This is a genomic window from Lactobacillus sp. ESL0263, assembly GCF_003692845.1.
Lineage (GTDB): Bacteria > Bacillota > Bacilli > Lactobacillales > Lactobacillaceae > Lactobacillus > Lactobacillus apis.
This window is the reverse complement of record NZ_REHL01000005.1, coordinates 35,997-53,834: the sequence shown is the minus strand read 5'-3', so window position 1 is coordinate 53,834 and position 17,838 is coordinate 35,997. Positions and strand designations below refer to the sequence as shown.

21 protein-coding genes are annotated in these 17,838 nt (G+C 38.3%); 19 read left to right on the top strand and 2 right to left on the bottom strand.

The features are described from left to right. The first annotated feature begins 1 nt into the window (after position 1). The gene (gene galT / locus F5ESL0263_RS06285) at positions 2-1,480 is read left to right on the top strand and encodes a UDP-glucose--hexose-1-phosphate uridylyltransferase (RefSeq protein ID WP_122035702.1); all 1,479 of its coding nucleotides are present in this window, start codon (positions 2-4) and stop codon (positions 1,478-1,480) included. Positions 1,481-1,565: 85 nt separating this feature from the next. Here galT and pepC read toward each other — a convergent pair whose 3' ends face one another. Both pepC and F5ESL0263_RS06275 read right to left on the bottom strand, forming a co-directional pair. After that, a complete protein-coding gene (pepC, locus tag F5ESL0263_RS06280; RefSeq protein ID WP_046307458.1) occupies positions 1,566-2,912 on the bottom strand; it encodes an aminopeptidase C in 1,347 nt (448 codons plus the stop codon). A gap of 145 nt (positions 2,913-3,057) precedes the next feature. Next, positions 3,058-3,366: a hypothetical protein gene (locus F5ESL0263_RS06275; protein WP_122035700.1), complete on the bottom strand. Its 309-nt coding sequence runs from the start codon at positions 3,364-3,366 to the stop codon at positions 3,058-3,060. A 198-nt stretch (positions 3,367-3,564) separates the two neighbouring features. Between F5ESL0263_RS06275 and F5ESL0263_RS06270 the strand changes: the two genes are divergently transcribed. The 18 genes from F5ESL0263_RS06270 (at position 3,565) to pstB (F5ESL0263_RS06185) (ending at position 17,835) form a co-directional block, all read left to right on the top strand. Next, complete coding sequence (locus F5ESL0263_RS06270) at positions 3,565-4,113, top strand: dUTP diphosphatase (protein ID WP_122035698.1); 549 nt, start codon at positions 3,565-3,567, stop codon at positions 4,111-4,113. Next, on the top strand, positions 4,114-5,490 hold the full coding sequence (radA, locus tag F5ESL0263_RS06265; RefSeq protein ID WP_046307452.1) for a DNA repair protein RadA: 1,377 nt from the start codon (positions 4,114-4,116) through the stop codon (positions 5,488-5,490). A gap of 75 nt (positions 5,491-5,565) precedes the next feature. Beyond that, the gene (gene gltX, locus F5ESL0263_RS06260; protein WP_074426298.1) at positions 5,566-7,071 is read left to right on the top strand and encodes a glutamate--tRNA ligase; all 1,506 of its coding nucleotides are present in this window, start codon (positions 5,566-5,568) and stop codon (positions 7,069-7,071) included. A 146-nt stretch (positions 7,072-7,217) separates the two neighbouring features. Then, positions 7,218-8,642 (top strand): cysteine--tRNA ligase, encoded by a 1,425-nt coding sequence (gene cysS, locus F5ESL0263_RS06255; protein ID WP_122035696.1) that lies wholly within the window; start codon positions 7,218-7,220, stop codon positions 8,640-8,642. Further along, the gene (locus F5ESL0263_RS06250) at positions 8,635-9,078 is read left to right on the top strand and encodes a Mini-ribonuclease 3 (protein ID WP_122035694.1); all 444 of its coding nucleotides are present in this window, start codon (positions 8,635-8,637) and stop codon (positions 9,076-9,078) included. Before cysS ends, F5ESL0263_RS06250 begins: the two co-directional genes overlap by 8 nt. After that, the gene (gene rlmB / locus F5ESL0263_RS06245) at positions 9,065-9,820 is read left to right on the top strand and encodes a 23S rRNA (guanosine(2251)-2'-O)-methyltransferase RlmB (RefSeq protein ID WP_109716047.1); all 756 of its coding nucleotides are present in this window, start codon (positions 9,065-9,067) and stop codon (positions 9,818-9,820) included. Before F5ESL0263_RS06250 ends, rlmB begins: the two co-directional genes overlap by 14 nt. A 197-nt stretch (positions 9,821-10,017) precedes the next feature. After that, on the top strand, positions 10,018-10,596 hold the full coding sequence (locus F5ESL0263_RS06240; RefSeq protein ID WP_122035692.1) for a sigma factor: 579 nt from the start codon (positions 10,018-10,020) through the stop codon (positions 10,594-10,596). 67 nt (positions 10,597-10,663) lie between these two features. Next, a complete protein-coding gene (locus F5ESL0263_RS06235) occupies positions 10,664-10,882 on the top strand; it encodes a hypothetical protein (RefSeq protein ID WP_046307443.1) in 219 nt (72 codons plus the stop codon). Between the two features lie 184 nt (positions 10,883-11,066). Next, positions 11,067-11,216, top strand: a complete 150-nt coding sequence (rpmG, locus tag F5ESL0263_RS06230; RefSeq protein WP_074426294.1) for a 50S ribosomal protein L33 — start codon at positions 11,067-11,069, stop codon at positions 11,214-11,216. 5 nt (positions 11,217-11,221) lie between these two features. Next, positions 11,222-11,392, top strand: coding sequence for a preprotein translocase subunit SecE (gene secE, locus F5ESL0263_RS06225; protein WP_046307442.1), 171 nt, complete (start codon positions 11,222-11,224; stop codon positions 11,390-11,392). Positions 11,393-11,492: 100 nt separating this feature from the next. Further along, entirely contained in the window at positions 11,493-12,041 is a 549-nt protein-coding gene (gene nusG, locus F5ESL0263_RS06220; protein WP_046307441.1) for a transcription termination/antitermination protein NusG, read from the top strand. Between the two features lie 126 nt (positions 12,042-12,167). Further along, positions 12,168-12,593 (top strand): 50S ribosomal protein L11, encoded by a 426-nt coding sequence (gene rplK, locus F5ESL0263_RS06215; RefSeq protein ID WP_046307440.1) that lies wholly within the window; start codon positions 12,168-12,170, stop codon positions 12,591-12,593. A gap of 71 nt (positions 12,594-12,664) precedes the next feature. Further along, entirely contained in the window at positions 12,665-13,357 is a 693-nt protein-coding gene (gene rplA / locus F5ESL0263_RS06210; RefSeq protein ID WP_122035690.1) for a 50S ribosomal protein L1, read from the top strand. 137 nt (positions 13,358-13,494) lie between these two features. Then, a complete protein-coding gene (locus tag F5ESL0263_RS06205) occupies positions 13,495-14,361 on the top strand; it encodes a phosphate ABC transporter substrate-binding protein (protein ID WP_122035688.1) in 867 nt (288 codons plus the stop codon). Between the two features lies 1 nt (position 14,362). Beyond that, complete coding sequence (pstC, locus tag F5ESL0263_RS06200; RefSeq protein WP_074426292.1) at positions 14,363-15,355, top strand: phosphate ABC transporter permease subunit PstC; 993 nt, start codon at positions 14,363-14,365, stop codon at positions 15,353-15,355. A gap of 7 nt (positions 15,356-15,362) precedes the next feature. Then, on the top strand, positions 15,363-16,256 hold the full coding sequence (gene pstA / locus F5ESL0263_RS06195) for a phosphate ABC transporter permease PstA (RefSeq protein ID WP_046307436.1): 894 nt from the start codon (positions 15,363-15,365) through the stop codon (positions 16,254-16,256). 10 nt (positions 16,257-16,266) lie between these two features. After that, entirely contained in the window at positions 16,267-17,067 is an 801-nt protein-coding gene (gene pstB / locus F5ESL0263_RS06190) for a phosphate ABC transporter ATP-binding protein PstB (protein ID WP_074426291.1), read from the top strand. A 12-nt stretch (positions 17,068-17,079) separates the two neighbouring features. Next, on the top strand, positions 17,080-17,835 hold the full coding sequence (gene pstB, locus F5ESL0263_RS06185; protein ID WP_046307434.1) for a phosphate ABC transporter ATP-binding protein PstB: 756 nt from the start codon (positions 17,080-17,082) through the stop codon (positions 17,833-17,835). Positions 17,836-17,838: the final 3 nt, after the last annotated feature.

Below are 17,838 nucleotides of genomic sequence, written 5' to 3'. Positions count from 1 at the left end.
GATGAATAAAACTAATTTAGTCGATAAGTTTGTTACTCAAGTAATTGCTGAAAGTGATTTTACTGAACTTGATCGTATCTATTTATACAATCGGGTCTTAGCATTGGTTGGCGATGCCGCAATGACGGCAGAATCTCAAAGTACCAACTTATTAGATTTAAAAAATGAGTTAGTTGCACTTGCTCAACAAAATGGTAAATGTGCTCGGAATAATTCTGCCCAAGATATTTTGGGAGCAGAACTTATGAGTTTAATTTTGCCTGCACCTAGTATCGTTAATCAACGCTTTTGGCAATCCTATGAAACCTCTCCAACAGCTGCGATTAGTAGTTTTTATCATATGAGTAAAACCAGTGACTATATAAAAACTAGGGCAATTGCAAAAAATATTTATTTCATTGCCAAAAGTAATTATGGCAATTTAGAAATAACGATTAATTTGTCGAAACCGGAAAAAGACCCCAAAGAAATAGCTGCCGCTAAAGATGCAGTCGCAAGTGATTATCCGAAGTGCCAATTATGCATGGAGAACGAGGGCTATCAAGGACGTCTAAATTATCCTGCTCGTAGCAATCATCGCATCATCCGCTTTAGTTTGGGTCAAGAAGAATGGGGCTTTCAATATTCACCTTATGCTTATTTTAATGAGCATTGTATTTTTTTATCTTCCAAGCATGAGAAAATGAAAATAGATGTTCAGACGTTTTCTAATTTACTGACAATTGTTGATAAATTTCCTGGCTATTTTGTAGGAAGTAATGCGGATTTACCAATTGTTGGTGGTTCGATTTTAACCCATGAGCATTATCAAGGTGGGCGCCATCAGTTTCCGATGGAGAAGGCACCACTGATTCATAAGTTTCGCTTTGCTGGTTTTCCTGATGTGGAAGCAGGAATTGTTAAATGGCCGATGTCGGTTATTCGTTTACGTAGTTCGAATAGTGCTCATTTGGTTGGGCTGGCGGGGAAAATTCTAGCCAAATGGCAAAATTATAGTGATGAGCAAGTAAGTATTCGTGCTTTTTCAAACAATACGCAGCATCATACCATTACACCGATTGCGCGCATGTATGATAATGAATATGAACTTGACCTAGTTTTACGAGATAACCAGACTTCAGAAGAATATCCAGATGGTATTTTTCACCCTCATCCTGATGTTCAGCACATTAAAAAGGAGAATATTGGCTTGATTGAAGTTATGGGGTTGGCAATTCTGCCACCACGATTGGTAGGTGAAATGACAGAAGTTAAAAAGTTTTTGCTTAAGCAGCCAAATCAAATTTCCAAAATCCACTTAGAGTGGGCATCTGCGATAAAAGAAAAACACAACATAACCGCTGAAAATGTTAATCAGGTTTTGCAAGAGGAATTAGGGTTAGTTTTTGAGCGCGTTCTTGAAGATGCAGGAGTGTTTAAGCAAACTGCTGCTGGTAAAGCAGCTTTTATGAGATTTATTGCTGAAGTTGGATTGGCTTAAGAAATTGCCACATCTTTTGAATTAATTGAAAATACAAAAAAACGCTACTTTTGTAAGTAGCGTTTTTCATTTTTAAACTTTGTTTTTATTTAAAAGCAAGAGCTCCCATTGGATCCCATGGAAGTAACTCGATTGGGTCCTTAGCACCTTCGTCGAATTCTTTCTTCACGTCATCTGACAAGAATTTCTTGTTAATAACTGCTTGGTAAACAAATGAATCAAACCAAGCATCACTCATAATGAAGTAACCCTTAAAGCCAGGCTTATCACCCCATGAGTTTTCGATCTTCCACTTAGTTGGTTTGCCGTTTACTAGATCAACACCAGTAATAACCATAGCGTGGTCCATCATACTTTCGCCTGAATCAAGCTTTTCAGCTTTTGACATTGATAAATCAACGTCAAATAATTCATCGCGCTTGTAAATATTGGTATCAAGAAGACCAAGTTGTCTTTCAGAATCTTTGCTGACGTTAGAACCAAACCAAACAACTTCTCCTGATTCAAGTTGCTTAATGATTAAGTCTTTCATTTCGTCAATTTCTAAGTTAAGGTGCCGAACTTGACGACCGCCAACAACGTTACCAAGGTATTCAACTGAAAATACTTTGTGGTAAGGTTTGTCATCAGTAGGTGAGTTGATAATTGAAACGTGATCTTCTAAGTTCATGCCAACGTACTTGTCAAAGAATGCCTTAGGAGTAAGATCAGCATCACGGTGGTAATTACCATCATCATCTTTGTATTCGAAATCAAATTTCTTTGGTGGAACGCCAAGAGAAACAGCCAAAACGCGGAAAACATCATTTAAGAATTCGTTCTTACGTTGTTGTACTTCATCTTCTGATTTACCACTGTTGACTAATTCACGTAATTCCAAACCATCTTTACGTAGTAAAGTGTTTAAAGTGTCGTTTAAAGCACTTGAGTTAGTTGCATTAGCAGTTTCTGGGTAAACAGATTTTGGTACGATACCATACTTTTCAATTAAGCCGCAAAGCATATCCCATTGACCACCATCTTGTTGTGGTGTTGCGAATAAGAAGCTTACCTTACGGTCACCAAGTGGCTTATCTGCTGAAGCAATTACATTTTCGAAGAACCAGTTTGATTTTTCAAACTTGTCCCAGAAGTTAGTGTAATTTTGTGATAATTCAAAATCCTTAACCTTGTATTCCTTTTGCAATGGGTGACGCATGGTGTTCAATGCTGAGAACATCCAGCAGCGACCTGATTGCTTTTGATCAGCTGGCTTACCAGTATCAATTTCAACTGAAAATGTAGGGGTAAGGTCAATTTGAGATTGTAAATTTTGACTAGCCTTGAAAATGCCATTTTGTTGTGCAGCATGGCTAGCAATGTTAATACCAGGGTGCTTTGCTAGATCATCAGTATAATTGGCAATAGCATCATTTGTAATTTCTTTTGTCATTAATGTTATCCTCCTTAAGTTAATAACTACCATTTTATCCCATCTAGATTAACTAGTCTATTATAGGCTAAATGATTTTATGAATAAATTGTTAATTAATTGCTGCTGAGTGTTAAATTTTGAAAAACAAAAAGAAGCAATTATACTAATTATTTGCTTGGATAGGACGATGATACCAAATTTTATGAAACTCAGGGTGACGCTGGAAATAGTCAATTACTAGCGGATCAAGAGGCCAAATTGGTAATTTGGTATTTTTGGCAAATTCCATTACTAAGGCCATATTTTTGTCCAGAACTGCTTCTTTATTTTGGTTTGGAGCAATAAACATGTGGTTAATTACCCAAACTTTTCCGTCATTTCGCTCAATCTCGTCCATTGACCAGTGATAGATTAATTGCTCGTTATCATCGTATTCTTTTAAAAAATGGTGTGGATTATCGAAGGTAAACATTACTTTTTCTCCTGCTAAAAAATGGACTGCTTTTTACGAATTTAATTATAGAACTAGTTTTGCAATGTGAAGCTAGAGGAACATATTTCTTTTAGCCAATAATATAAATTAGCGCTACAATTTTTTCCTACTTACAAGTTATAATGTTTATGATACTTTAACTGAAACAAAAAGTCTTTACCAGCCAAAGGAGAAAAAATGAACAGAACACGCGGCTTTGAAATCGTATCTAAATACCAGGATGAAGATATTACGCTACCGAGACGACAGACAACTGCTAGCGCAGGATATGACATTGAAGCGGCTCAAGACATGGTGATTCCAAGCATTTGGCGGTTAAACTTTGTCCGTATTTTCCGCCTGATTAGAAATGGGCATCAACTCTATGAACCTGATTACGAAATGGCAGATAAAATAATTAAGCCATTTTTAATTCCTACTGGGGTCAAGGTCTATATGCCAGAAGATGAAGTGCTGATTTTGGCTAACCGGTCGTCAAATACTTTTAAAAGAAACTTGAGCTTACCCAACGGGATTGGTGTTATTGATGCAGACTACTATAATAATGATGCTAATGAGGGTGAGATTTTTGTTCAGGTACTTAATTATGGTGTTCGACCAATAAAGATTAAAAAGGGTGAGCGAATTGCTCAAGGAATTTTTATTCATTATTTGAGAACAGATGATGATGAGCCAGTCAGCCGCCAACGCGCTAATGGCTTTGGCTCAACTAACAAGGAGGAGTAAATGGCCAAAATTAAAACGAAATATAAGTGCCACTCCTGTGGCTATATTTCGGCTAGCTACTTAGGAAGGTGTCCTAATTGCGGTGCCTGGAATCAGTTTGAAAAAGAAACCGAAACTGTCCAAGCACATTCTGCAAAAGGTAGTCCAAGTAGACTAATTAAAAAAACTGGAATTAATGAACCAGTTAAAATTGAAGCCGTAAAGGCTGAAAAAGAGGAACGAATCCAAACAAGCATGGGTGAACTTAACCGTGTTCTTGGTGGTGGAATAGTTCCTGGCTCGCTTGTGTTAATCGGTGGAGACCCTGGAATTGGTAAGTCTACTTTAATGTTACAAATCATGAGTGAGCTATCCCAAAAGTTCAAAGTCCTATACGTTTCGGGAGAAGAATCGGCTAATCAAATCAAGTTGCGCGCAGATCGTCTAGGACTCGCTGCGAATGATATGTTGCTTTATCCAGAAACGGACATGGAAGACATTCGCCAGCAGATTGACACAATCAAGCCTGATTTTGTCGTAATTGACTCAATTCAAACAATGAATGAACCTAGTCTTGATTCAATGACAGGTTCCGCATCACAGGTTCGTGAAGTAACCAGCGAATTAATGAAAATTGCTAAGATGGATGCAATTACGGTTTTCGTGATCGGTCATGTTACCAAGGAAGGTGCAATTGCTGGGCCTAAGATTTTGGAACACATGGTGGATACAGTTCTTTATTTTGAAGGTGATGAACACCATGCATACCGAATTTTGCATTCCGTAAAAAATCGGTTTGGTGCTGCTAACGAAATCGGTATGTTTGAAATGGTCAACAAAGGGTTGCAGGAAGTCACCAATCCATCTGCAATTTTTCTTGATGAGCGATTACCTAACTCAACGGGGTCTGCGATTGTCGTCTCGCTTGAAGGAACAAGGCCGATTTTAGCGGAAATTCAGGCATTAGTTACACCGACCGCATTTGGCTATGCCAAAAGAACTACTGCCGGTATTGATTTCAACCGAGCAGGATTATTGTTAGCAGTTTTAGAAAAGCGTGGCAACTTGATGCTACAAAATCAAGATGTTTATTTAACTGCTACCGGTGGTATTCGCTTGAATGAACCTGCAGTTGATTTGGCGGTAGTGATGGCGATTGCTTCAAGCTATAAGAACCAAGAAATTTTACCAACTGATTGCTTCGTGGGTGAGGTTGGTTTAACTGGTGAAGTTAGACGAGTTAACCAAATTGATGCACGGATTAAAGAAGCAGCTAAAACAGGTTTTAAGCGAATTTTTATTCCTAAGCATAATATGCGTTCAAGCTTGCAAAATATGGGAATAGAAGTAATTCCTGTTTCAAGCATCCCGCAAGCGTTAAAATTGGTTTTGGCTTAAGGAAAGATTGAACTTTTCTGTTATTACGGGTAAACTAAAAATGTTTATATTTACTTTTTGAAAGAGGCATGAATTTTGGCAAAACAAAAAATTCGGGTAAGATATGCCCCAAGTCCAACAGGGCACTTACATATAGGTAATGCGCGAACTGCACTATTCAACTACTTGTTTGCGCGTCATAATAAAGGTACTTTTGTTTTAAGAATTGAAGATACTGACCAAAAACGTAATGTCGAAGGTGGTTCTAAATCACAAATGGAAAACTTACGTTGGTTAGGTATTGACTGGGATGAAGGTCCTGACAAGGGCGGCGATTTTGGTCCATATCGTCAATCTGAACGTAAAGATATCTATAATAAGTATATTCAACAACTGTTAGATGAAGGTAAAGCTTACTATTCATACAAAACAGAAGAAGAGCTTGAAGAACAACGTGAAGAGCAACGGGCAATGGGAATTGCGCCACACTATACTTACGAGTATGAAGGCCTGACTGCCGATGAAATTGCGCAAAAGCAAGAAGAGGCAAAGGCAAAGGGCTTAAAGCCAGTTGTTCGAATTCACATTCCCGAAATGGAAACATATTCTTGGGAAGATATCGTTAAGGGTCATTTAAGCTTTGAGTCTGACACAATTGGTGGCGATTTTGTTATCCAAAAACGTGATGGTATGCCAACTTACAACTTTGCAGTTGTTGTCGATGATCATTTAATGGAAATAACTCACGTTTTACGTGGGGATGATCACGTCTCTAACACTCCTAAGCAGCTAGCTGTTTATGAAGCATTAGGCTGGGAGCCACCTAAGTTTGGTCACATGACTTTAATTATCAATGCGGAAACTGGTAAGAAGTTATCTAAGCGTGAAGAAGACAAGTCAGTATTGCAGTTTATTGAGCAATACCGTGATTTAGGATACCTACCAGATGCAATGTTTAACTTCATTACACTTCTTGGTTGGTCACCTGTTGGTGAAAACGAAATCTTTACTCAACGCGAATTGATTAAGCAATTTGATCCTGCTCGTTTATCAAATTCACCTGCAGCTTTTGACAGAAGAAAGTTAGAGTGGATTAACAACCAATACATCAAGAAGGCAGATCGTGATACTTTACTAGACTTAGCACTTAACAATTTACAAGAAGCTGGTTTAGTTGAAAAAGATCCAAACCCTGAAAAGATGGAATGGGTACGTCAATTAGTTAACATTTACTCTGTGCAAATGTCATATACTAAGCAAATTGTTGATTTAGCTAAGATTTTCTTTGACGCACCAAAAGATTTGAGTGATGAAGAAATTGACGAAATCCGCAAGGATGAAGCAAGACCAGTTATTGAAGAATTCAAGAAGCAAATTGATTTAATTCCTCGGTTTACTTCACCGCAAATTATGAAGGCAGTTCAGGCAACTCGTCAGGAAACTGGCATTAAGGGTAGACGCCTATTCATGCCAATCAGAATCGCAACTACTAGATCAATGGTTGGCCCTGGAATTGGCGAAGCAATGGAACTTTTGGGTAAAGAAAAAGTTCATGAGCACCTTGACTTAACCTTGAAACAAATGAGCGAAAACGGCTTATAATTTAATGCAATAAAAGAGCACCTATTTTTGATTGATAGGCGCTCTTTTGTTTTGCCGTTTTCCGATAAATTATTTTTTAAAAGCTAGAAACTACTATTGTTTCTGTTAGAATGGAGATAAAGTTTTAGAAAGGCAAGTTAGCCGTCGTGAAAATATATAATACTCTGACGAAAACTAAAGAAAAATTTCAACCAATTATCCCTGGACAGATTACGATGTATGTCTGTGGCCCAACGGTTTACAATTACATTCACATCGGTAATGCACGAAGTGCAATCGCTTTTGACACCATTAGACGCTATTTTGAATACTGCGGGTATAAAGTTAATTATGTGTCTAACTTTACTGACGTTGACGATAAAATGATTAATGAAGCACGTGCCGAAGGCATTACTGTGCCCGAATTAGCGGATCGCTACATTGAAGCTTATGAAGAGGATACGGCCGCTTTAAATATCGAGCCCGCAACTAAGAATCCCCGTGCAACTAGTGAAATTGCCTCAATTATCAGTTTTATTGAAAAGCTAATTAAAAAAGGTTATGCTTATGAATCTGCCGGTGATGTTTATTATCGAGCAAAGAAATTTGTGCACTATGGTGAATTAAGCAGTAAGAACATTGCTGAATTAGAAGAGGGCGCTTCGGAACACGTTAACGAGGAAGAACAGAATCGTAAAGAAGATCCAATTGATTTTGCCCTTTGGAAAAAGCAAAAACAGCCTGATGAAATTGCCTGGGAGTCTCCTTGGGGCAAGGGGCGACCTGGCTGGCATATCGAATGTTCCGTCATGTCAACCAAATACTTGGGCGATACAATTGACATTCATGGTGGTGGACAAGATCTTGAATTTCCACATCATGAAAATGAAATTGCTCAGAGTGAAGCCGCTACAGGTAAAAAATTTGTTCATTATTGGATGCATAACGGTTTTGTTACTGTAGGGGCTGATCAAGAAAAAATGTCGAAGTCGTTACATAATTTTGTAACGGTCCATGAAATTTTAAAGGAAGTTGATCCACAGGTTCTTCGCTTCTTCATGGCCAGTGTTCAGTATCGGCGTCAAATCAACTATTCAGAAGAAAACCTCAAGCAAGCACAGACTATTTTGCAGCGTTTTAAGAACACATTGATCAACTTAAATTATCGTTTAAAAGATGAAACTTCTAGTGTTGAAGACGCTAATTTACGTGAAATTTTGGCTAAAACGGAAGCAGATTTTGTTACCGCAATGGATGATGACTTTAACGTTCAAAACGCGTTAACAGCAATTTATGATTTATTACCAGTGTTAAATGCCAATATTGCGGCTGAAAGTGTCGATAAAGAAGCATTAACAAAAGCGCAAGCTTTATTAACAGGATGGTTGAGTATCTTTGGTATTGATACTGCTGAGTTGATTAAGCAAAATGAGACACAAGGTGATGATGAAATTGTTGCCTTGGTTGAGCAGCGTGATGAAGCAAGAAAGAACAAGGACTGGGCTAAAAGTGATCAGTTGCGTGATCAATTAAAAGAAATGGGAGTAATCATTGAAGATACTCCACAAGGAACAAGGTGGATTCGTGAGTAATAGTAAAAAGTTGGTCGAAAACGAAATTAATCCAGATACATTAAACGGGCAGACGTTAGCCTATTTAGGGGATGCTGTTTATGAAGTTGATATTCGGCGGCATTTAGTTAAATGTGGCATTGTTAAGCCACAAGCCTTGCAGCTAAGAGCAACACATTATGTGTCAGCCAAGGCTCAAGCGGCTTTGATTACTAAAATGCAGGAAGATGGCTTATTGAGTGAGGATGAACTAGCAACTTTTCGTCGCGGTCGTAATTCTAAAACTTATAGCAAGGCCAAGAATACTAGTTTAGCCACATACCAATTGTCGACAGGATTTGAAGCAGTTTGGGGCTATTTGGAATTACTTGGTAAAAAAGAGCGGCTTCAAGAATTAACTTCTTGGTGCATTGAAACAGTGGAGAATGGTGGCATTGATGAATATGACTTCAAGTGATAGTGATTTTGTTTTCGGTAGACATGCTGGAATTGATTTTTTAAAAACGCAGGATGCTGGGAGAATCAATAAGGTTTTTTTGCAACAAGGTGTGCAGGAAAGCTTTGCAGATGAAGTGTTCGGTTTAGCAAGGGAAAAAGGAATTGTTGTCCAAACTGTTCCTAAAAATAAGCTTGATCGCCTAGTTCAAGGCGGCAATCATCAGGGACTTGTTCTGACTGTTGCCAGTTTCGAATATGCGGATTTGGATGATTTACTTGATCAATTTGATCAAGAGGAGAAACAACCATTTTTGTTAATGCTTGATTCAATTGAAGATCCACACAACCTGGGCTCGATTTTGAGAACAGCCGATGCAACTGGGGTCGATGCAATCATTATCCCGAAAAGACACGCAACGGGTTTGACGTCTGTTGTGGCTAAAACCTCAACTGGTGCGATTGATTACGTTCCGGTTGCCCGCGTTAATAACCTTGTACAAACTAGTCAAATGTTGAAAAAACGTGGTTACTGGCTTTTTGGTACAGATATGGACGGAACAGACTATCGTCAGTGGGATAGCAATGGTAAAACTGTTCTTGTAATTGGAAATGAGGGTAAAGGCATTTCTCGCTTACTAAAAGAACAAATGGATCAAATGATTACTTTGCCAATGGTTGGCCATGTGCAATCTCTCAATGCAAGTGTTGCAACCGGTGTATTGCTATATCAAATGCTGGATACTAGAAATCATCATAAATAAAAAAGTTAAATGAGTGCCCATATAAAATGTGCGCTCATTTTTTTTGCAAATTTTGTTCTGACAACCTAAAGTGAATTTTGCTGTTATTAACCGTTACATTTACCTGTTAGTGAAAAGTTTGAACATTGGTTCGTTTAAATTAAATTTTGCTTCTCAGTATTCTTTAGTTCAGATATTAACTAAAGGAGAATAGCAATATGGTTAAAATAGAAGTAGCAAGGGAAGAAACAGAGTTAATTATGCAAATCAAAAGTGGGCAGACTGATGCATTACGCAAGCTTTGCTTTTTGTATCGTCCACTAATTGCGAATATTAAGAAAAAATATCATCTTCGCTCTTACGATAATCAGGATTGGGATCAGGATGCGATGATCATTTGCTATTTAGCTGTGAAAGATTTTGATCCAAAAAAGGGTAATTTCGCTAGCTATTACAAAGTTCGGCTGGTAAATCATGCCAATACGCTTCTTAGACGTGAAATGGCATATCGCAGAAAGGCTTGGGCCAAAGCAATTTCTTTTGAAGCAGCAGCTACTAAAGGAATGAATCCTATTCGGCGGCCAGAAACTTTTTTACCAGAAGTGCCGCTGAGCATAAAACTAGCTGAATTAGTCAACAAGCTATCGATTTTAGAAGTTACGGCTTTATTAATTATTCTCGGACTTTGTCAATCAGAGCAAATAATTAAAGACTGGCAAATTTTGCCAATGACCTTAGTAAGGGCACGCTCGCGTCTGCTGCAAAAAGCACGGTTAATTTTATTAGACTCTGTTTAATAGAAAATGATGAGAATTTAGCGTATAATTAATAACTGTAGAATTATTTTATAGGAGGTAGATTAAGATGGCAGAAGATGTTATCAAGACTGCATTGTTAGATCGTCACATGAAAGAGGTTTTTGACTGGAGTGATTCAGACATGCCAGTTAGGGATGCTCTTTGGGACTATTTCATGGAAAAGAATGGTAGAGATACCATGAAGACGGAAGAAGATATGCTTCCGTTCCTTGATTATTCTGACGATAAAATCGAATCCTTCGTAAATGAAAATCTTAAGAAGTAAATCCGACTATTACAATGTTCTACGCCCGGTGGTTACGCTTTTGTTTGACCACCAAAAACAGCTGCTTAATAAGTAGCTGCTTTTTATTTAAAGAGAAAAATTGACTTGAATTTTAGGGCAATTATTAAATGAATTGCTTATACCTGTATTTTTTGCTAAAATACAATAGTTTGGAAGTGAGATTATGGCAGTGAAAAAAGCATCATTAGCTTGCAGCGTATGCGGCTCGCGTAACTACTCAATCACCGCAGGCAAGAATCGCACGAAGCGGCTTGAATTGAATAAATTTTGTAAACATTGTGGCAAAATGACATTACACAAGGAAACGAGGTAAATTGAATGATTAAGTTTTTTAAGAGCGTAGCACACGAAATGCACTTGGTAACATGGCCAACAGCTAAACAAAACCGTCATGATACTGGAACAGTCATTACTACTTCAGTTTTATTCGCCTTGTTTCTAGGAGTGTTAGACTACTTATTCAGCGTTTTAACACAAATGTTCATGTAAATAGAAATGAAATTCTATTCGTGATATAATAAATAAAGTTAAAGAAAAAACCTCTGAGTGGAGGTTTTTTTGTTTGCCAAAATAAAAGGAGAAATTTGTAATGGTTGAAACAACAAAGAAGCAATGGTACGTGCTTCATACTTATTCAGGATACGAAGATAAGGTTAGATCTGACTTATTATCGCGTGCACAAAGCATGGGGATGCAAGATTATATCTTTCGGGTAATGGTTCCTGAACAAGAAAAAATCGAGAAGGTCAACGACAAGAAAAAAGAAGTTGAAGAAAAAATCTTCCCTGGTTACGTATTAGTTGAAATGGTCATGACTGACGAAAGTTGGTTTGTTGTTCGAAATACACCTAACGTAACTGGATTTGTTGGTTCACACGGTGGTGGTTCTAAGCCATCGCCACTTCTTGAAGAAGAAGTTAATCGTCTGTTGCGTCAACAAGGGGAACCTGCAAAACGTCCTCAAGTTGATTACGAAGTTGGAGAAACTGTCACTATTATTGATGGTGCATTTAACGGCGTTGAAGGTAAGATTACTGAAATTCAACCTGATAAATACAAGTTATTTGTTTCAGTTGATATGTTTGGCCGTGCAACTACAACCGAGCTTGACTACGATCAAGTAGAAAAAATTAGCTAAACTTTTACGAGAGATTGCAAATTTAAAAAAACGATGGTACCATATTAAAGTACTTTTATTATTGTGGGAGGAAAAGTAGGTAACTTTTCCATTTTAACCACGCACGGAATCAAGGAGGTTTTGACCGTGGCAAAAAAAGTTATTAACGTTGTCAAATTACAAATACCAGCTGGTGCTGCAACACCCGCTCCTCCAGTTGGTCCTGCTTTAGGTCAAGCAGGAATTAACATTGTAGGTTTTACTAAGGACTTCAATGCTAGAACTGCTGACCAAAAAGGCATGATTATTCCTGTAGTCATCACAGTTTATGAAGACCGTTCATTCGAATTCATAACTAAGACTCCACCAGCTCCAGTTCTTTTGAAGCAAGCTGCTAAGATCGACAAGGCATCCGGTGAACCTAACACCAAGAAAGTTGGTAAGGTAACTAAGGATCAAGTTAAGGAAATCGCTGAAACAAAGATGAAGGACCTTAACGCTGCAGATGTTGAAGCTGCTATGCGAATGATCGAAGGTACTGCTAGAAGCATGGGTATCGAAGTCGAAGACTAATCCTGTTATTTATAACAATTTAGGTGGGAGAGTTTGAGGCTCGTTTGACCACATATTAAGGAGGAAATCACATGCCAAAGCATGGTAAAAAATATTTAGAAGCTGCTAAAAAAGTAGATTCAAAGAAATTATATTCAGTTGCTGAAGCAATTAAGTTAGTTAAAGAAACTTCATATGCTGGTTTCGATGCATCAGTTGAAGTTTCATACAACTTAGGCGTTGACCCTAAACAAGCTGACCAACAAATTCGTGGTTCACTTGTTTTGCCAAACGGTACTGGTAAGACCCAAAAGGTTATTGTCTTTGCTGAAGGTGCTCAAGCTGAACAAGCTAAGGCTGCAGGTGCTGACGAAGTTGGTTCTGACGACTTAGTAGAAAAAGTTCAAAACGGTTACTTAGACTTTGACGTTGTTGTTGCAACACCAACAATGATGGCTAAAGTTGGTCGTTTGGGTCGTGTACTTGGACCTAAAGGTTTAATGCCAAACCCTAAGACCGGCACTGTAACAATGGATATCGAAAAAGCCGTTAAGAACGTTAAGGCTGGTCAAGTTGAATACCGTGTTGACCGTCAAGCAGCTATTCATACTGCTATCGGTAAGGTATCATTTACTGATGAACAATTAGTTGAGAACTTTGATGCTCTCCGTGACGTTATTTTACGTGCACGTCCATCAGCTGCTAAGGGCCAATACATCAAGAGCGTTGCAGTTGCTGCAACCTTTGGTCCTGGGATCAAGCTTGATCCATTAAACTTGGATTAATTCAAAGAAAATAAGGAAGCAACTCTGCCACATGAGCGAGTTGCTTTTTTTATCGACTTTTTAACCTTTAATATTTATCAATTGCAAGATATTTGATAAACTAAGCTTAATCCTATTGTCAAATTGAGGAAAGTATAATGCGTAAAGAGAATGTGGGCAAATTGCTGGCAGTCCTTTTGATTGTGCCACTTTTTTTAGTGGGTTGCAGTCAAAGTAAGGAAAAGATCACGATTGTTGGATCCAGTGCTTTGCAGCCATTAATTGAGCAAGCTGGTAATGATTACCATTTGGCTCATCTTGATAGTAATATTGTTGTTCAAGGTGGTGGTTCTGGAACAGGACTTAGCCAGGTTCAAGCAGGTGCGGTGCAAGTAGGAACATCCGATGTTTTTGCTGAAACCCAAAAAGGAATTGATGAAAAGAAGCTGCAGGACTATCCTGTTGCAATTGTTGGAATTGTTCCAATTGCCAATAAAGGTGTCGGTGTCAAAAACTTATCCAAGAAGCAACTAGCTGCCATTTTTACGGGGAAAATAACTAATTGGCGTCAAGTTGGTGGTAAAAACTTGCCAATCATTGTGATTAACCGTTCTCGTGGTAGTGGTACAAGAACAACTTTTGAAGATCTGATTTTAAATGGTAAGGATGCTGTCAATTCGCAGGAACAGGATTCTAACGGAACGGTTAAAAAGATTGTTAATTCTACACCAGGAACAATTTCATATATTTCATTTCCGTATGCAAATGATGAGAACATTCAAAAAATCAGTATAGATCATGTTCAACCAATCAATAAGAACATACCAACTAATAAGTGGTCACTTTGGTCATATGAACACATGTACACTAAAGGTAAGCCTAACAAGGCAACTGCTAAGTTTATTAACTATGTCTTAAGTAAAAAGGTACAAAGAGATTTAGTACCTAAAATTGGCTATCTAAGTATTCATGAAATGAAAGTTTCGCGCGATAGTGAAAATAAAGTTACGAAAATAGGTAATTAGTATGTCTAAAAAAGAACAAGACTTGCAGGAAGTTGTTGAACAAGCAATTGCTCAACAAAAAGTTCCTCACGTCAAAATTAAGGGGATTGATCCGCATAGTATTGATATTGCGCGGTTAACCAAACCTTCTAAGGAAACCAGACAAGAACGCTGGGGCAAAGGTCTAACTGCTTTAGCAATTTTACTAATCGGTATTTTGATTGTCTCCATTATTGGTTTTGTTGGTAGTCATGGCTTAGCAACCTTTTTTACTGATAAAGTTAATATCTTTCATTTTCTGTTCTCAACTGACTGGAATCCAAGTGCTGGTCCTAATCACGTTGGTGCTGCGGCAATGATTGTTACTTCTTTTGCAGTTACGTTGCTTGCAGCCCTTATTGCTACTCCATTTGCAATCGCAGTAGCACTCTTTATGACTGAATACGAATCAGGCAAGAAAGCAAACCTTCTGCAATCAGTTATGGAACTACTTGTTGGTATTCCATCAGTTGTATATGGGTTCTTGGGTTTAACTGTTGTTGTTCCCGCTGTTAGAACTGTCTTTGGTGGAACAGGTTTTGGTATTTTGACGGCCACCTTAATTCTTTTTGTTATGGTGTTGCCAACAATCACTTCTTTAACAGTTGACGCCTTTAAGGCAGTTCCAAAGGAGCTACGTAAATCTTCTGCTGCGCTAGGAGCAACGCAATGGCAAACTATTTACCATGTCGTTCTAAGGGCTGCTCGAGCACGTATTATGACAGCGATTATTTTCGGAATGGCGCGTGCCTTTGGTGAAGCCTTAGCTGTTCAGATGGCGATTGGTAATGCAGTCTTGATGCCTTACAACTTGGTTAGTCCAGCAGCAACCTTAACTAGTCAATTAACTAGTCAAATGGGTAATACAGTTATGGGCACATTGCCTAACAATGCATTATGGAGTTTGGCATTACTACTATTAATAATGTCGTTAGTGTTCAACTTCTTAGTACACTTAATTGGAAAGAAGAGTTAGTAGCAAAATGAATTCAAAGAGAAATGATCGCATCGCTACTGGCGTAATCTATTTGCTAGTTGGCATCGTAATCCTACTTTTGGTTGGTATTATTGGAAACATCTTGATTTCCGGTGTACCACACTTATCATGGCACTTTTTAACCTCTGCTTCTTCTTCATTTGAAGCTGGCGGTGGAATAAGAGATCAATTGTTTAATTCACTCTATTTGTTGATTTTAACTTTATTGATCTCACTACCAATTGCTTTGGGTGCAGCAATCTACTTAGCTGAATATGCAAAGGACAATTGGGTAACCCAATTAATTAGAACTACGATAGAAATTCTTAGTTCACTTCCTTCAATCGTTGTTGGGCTTTTTGGCTATTTACTGTTTGTTGTTCAATTTGGTCTTGGCTTTTCAATTATTGCCGGTGCGTTAGCGCTAACCTTTTTTAATTTGCCAATTTTGACCAGTAACATTGAAGAGGCAATTAAAGGTGTGCCACAAACTCAGCGTGAAGCCGGTTGGGCACTTGGTTTATCTAATTGGAAAACAATCCGCGGCATCGTTTTGCCTGCGGCACTTCCAGGCATTATCACGGGTATCATCCTAAGTGCTGGGCGCGTTTTTGGTGAGGCAGCTGCTTTAATTTATACTGCAGGACAAAGTGGTTCAACTGTTGATTATTCTAATTGGAATATGTTCAGTCCAACCAGCTTTTTAAACGTGATGCGTCCGGCTGAGACTTTGGCTGTCCATATCTGGAAAGTTAATACTGAAGGAATCATTCCCGATGTTACAGTCGTTTCAGCTGCTACTTCTGCCTTATTGGTTATTGTAGTCATTATCTTTAATTTTGGCGCTCGTGCGTTGGGTAATTGGTTATACAATCGCTTGACCGCCGCTAAAATTAAATAAGGAAAATTCTATGGAAAATTGGCAAACTCAAAAGACTTACATTAAGACTTTTAAAGATGAAGATTGTGCTATTTACACTGAAGACTTAAGTGTTTTTTATGGTGGTACAATTCAAAAATTATTTGATGTAAGTCTAGGATTTAAGAAAAACACGATTACTGCTTTAATAGGTGCTTCAGGATCAGGAAAATCAACTTTTTTGCGGTCATTGAACCGTATGAATGATCGTGTAGCGCGTGTAGATGGCAAGATTATGTTTCATGATCTTGATGTAAATCAACAGAAAATCAATGTTTATGAATTGCGTAAAGCGATTGGGATGGTCTTTCAAAAGCCTAACCCGTTCCCTAAGTCAATTAGAGAAAATATAACTTATGCCTTAAAGGCTAATGGTCAACAGGACAAACAAAAGCTTGATCAAATTGTTGAGGAAAGTTTGCGAGCTGCTGCATTGTGGGATGAAGTTAAAGATAAGCTTGATAAAAGTGCCTTAGCCCTTTCTGGTGGGCAGCAGCAGCGTTTGTGTATTGCAAGGGCAATTGCACTGAAACCTGAAATTTTGCTCTTAGATGAGCCCGCAAGTGCACTAGATCCAGTTTCAACTGCTAAGTTGGAAGATACTTTAAAGCAATTACGTAAGAAGTACACGATGGTAATGGTTACGCACAATATGCAGCAAGCATCCAGAATCAGTGAGTACACTGCTTTCTTTCATTTGGGGCATGCACTTGAATATGATACGACTACAAATATTTTCACTAATCCACAAGGTGAGATTACTGAAAAGTACATTCAAGGTAGTTTTGGCTAAAGGAGCGATCATATGACAAATATTATGGAGGCCCAAAACGTCAAATTAAGTTATGGCAAATTTGAGGCGTTGCATGGCATCAGTCTTAACTTTCCAGAAAAGCAGTTAACTGCTTTGATTGGTCCGTCAGGATGCGGAAAATCAACCTTTTTAAGATGCTTGAACCGGATGAATGATGACATTGATAATATCAACATTACAGGTAAGATTTTGCTTGAAGGTGAAGATATTTATCGTGCCAAACTAGACTTAGTTGCATTACGTAAAAAAGTGGGAATGGTTTTCCAACAACCTACACCTTTTCCTTTTCCAGTCTATGACAATGTTGCATACGGCTTAAGGGTTGCAGGAGTTAAGGATAAACAATTAATTGATCAACGAGTTGAAGAAAGCTTAAAACAGGCGGCGATTTGGGATGAAACCAAGGATAACTTGCAGCGTAATGCCCAGGAGTTTTCCGGGGGACAGCAACAGCGAATCTGTATCGCACGTGCGCTAGCTGTTAGACCTGAAGTGGTTTTACTCGATGAGCCGACTTCAGCACTTGATCCAATTTCAAGTGCTGAAATTGAAGAAACTCTGATGGGCTTAAAAAAGAAGTACACATTCATTATGGTTACGCACAACTTGCAACAAGCGAGTCGTGTTTCTGATCAGGTTGCTTTTCTAATGGATGGTGAATTGATTGAGTCTGGGTCAACCGAGCAAATGTTCTTGGCCCCTAAGAAGGAAATAACTAGTAATTATCTTAATGGTCGTTTTGGCTAAATT

Coding starts and splice junctions, on each gene's coding strand:
- galT (WP_122035702.1), top strand. CDS start 2: ATGAATAAAACTAATTTAGTCGATAAGTTTGTTACTCAAGTAATTGCT.
- pepC (WP_046307458.1), bottom strand. CDS start 2,912: ATGACAAAAGAAATTACAAATGATGCTATTGCCAATTATACTGATGAT.
- F5ESL0263_RS06275 (WP_122035700.1), bottom strand. CDS start 3,366: ATGTTTACCTTCGATAATCCACACCATTTTTTAAAAGAATACGATGAT.
- F5ESL0263_RS06270 (WP_122035698.1), top strand. CDS start 3,565: ATGAACAGAACACGCGGCTTTGAAATCGTATCTAAATACCAGGATGAA.
- radA (WP_046307452.1), top strand. CDS start 4,114: ATGGCCAAAATTAAAACGAAATATAAGTGCCACTCCTGTGGCTATATT.
- rlmB (WP_109716047.1), top strand. CDS start 9,065: ATGACTTCAAGTGATAGTGATTTTGTTTTCGGTAGACATGCTGGAATT.
- F5ESL0263_RS06240 (WP_122035692.1), top strand. CDS start 10,018: ATGGTTAAAATAGAAGTAGCAAGGGAAGAAACAGAGTTAATTATGCAA.
- F5ESL0263_RS06235 (WP_046307443.1), top strand. CDS start 10,664: ATGGCAGAAGATGTTATCAAGACTGCATTGTTAGATCGTCACATGAAA.
- rpmG (WP_074426294.1), top strand. CDS start 11,067: ATGGCAGTGAAAAAAGCATCATTAGCTTGCAGCGTATGCGGCTCGCGT.
- secE (WP_046307442.1), top strand. CDS start 11,222: ATGATTAAGTTTTTTAAGAGCGTAGCACACGAAATGCACTTGGTAACA.
- nusG (WP_046307441.1), top strand. CDS start 11,493: ATGGTTGAAACAACAAAGAAGCAATGGTACGTGCTTCATACTTATTCA.
- rplA (WP_122035690.1), top strand. CDS start 12,665: ATGCCAAAGCATGGTAAAAAATATTTAGAAGCTGCTAAAAAAGTAGAT.
- F5ESL0263_RS06205 (WP_122035688.1), top strand. CDS start 13,495: ATGCGTAAAGAGAATGTGGGCAAATTGCTGGCAGTCCTTTTGATTGTG.
- pstC (WP_074426292.1), top strand. CDS start 14,363: ATGTCTAAAAAAGAACAAGACTTGCAGGAAGTTGTTGAACAAGCAATT.
- pstA (WP_046307436.1), top strand. CDS start 15,363: ATGAATTCAAAGAGAAATGATCGCATCGCTACTGGCGTAATCTATTTG.
- pstB (WP_074426291.1), top strand. CDS start 16,267: ATGGAAAATTGGCAAACTCAAAAGACTTACATTAAGACTTTTAAAGAT.
- pstB (WP_046307434.1), top strand. CDS start 17,080: ATGACAAATATTATGGAGGCCCAAAACGTCAAATTAAGTTATGGCAAA.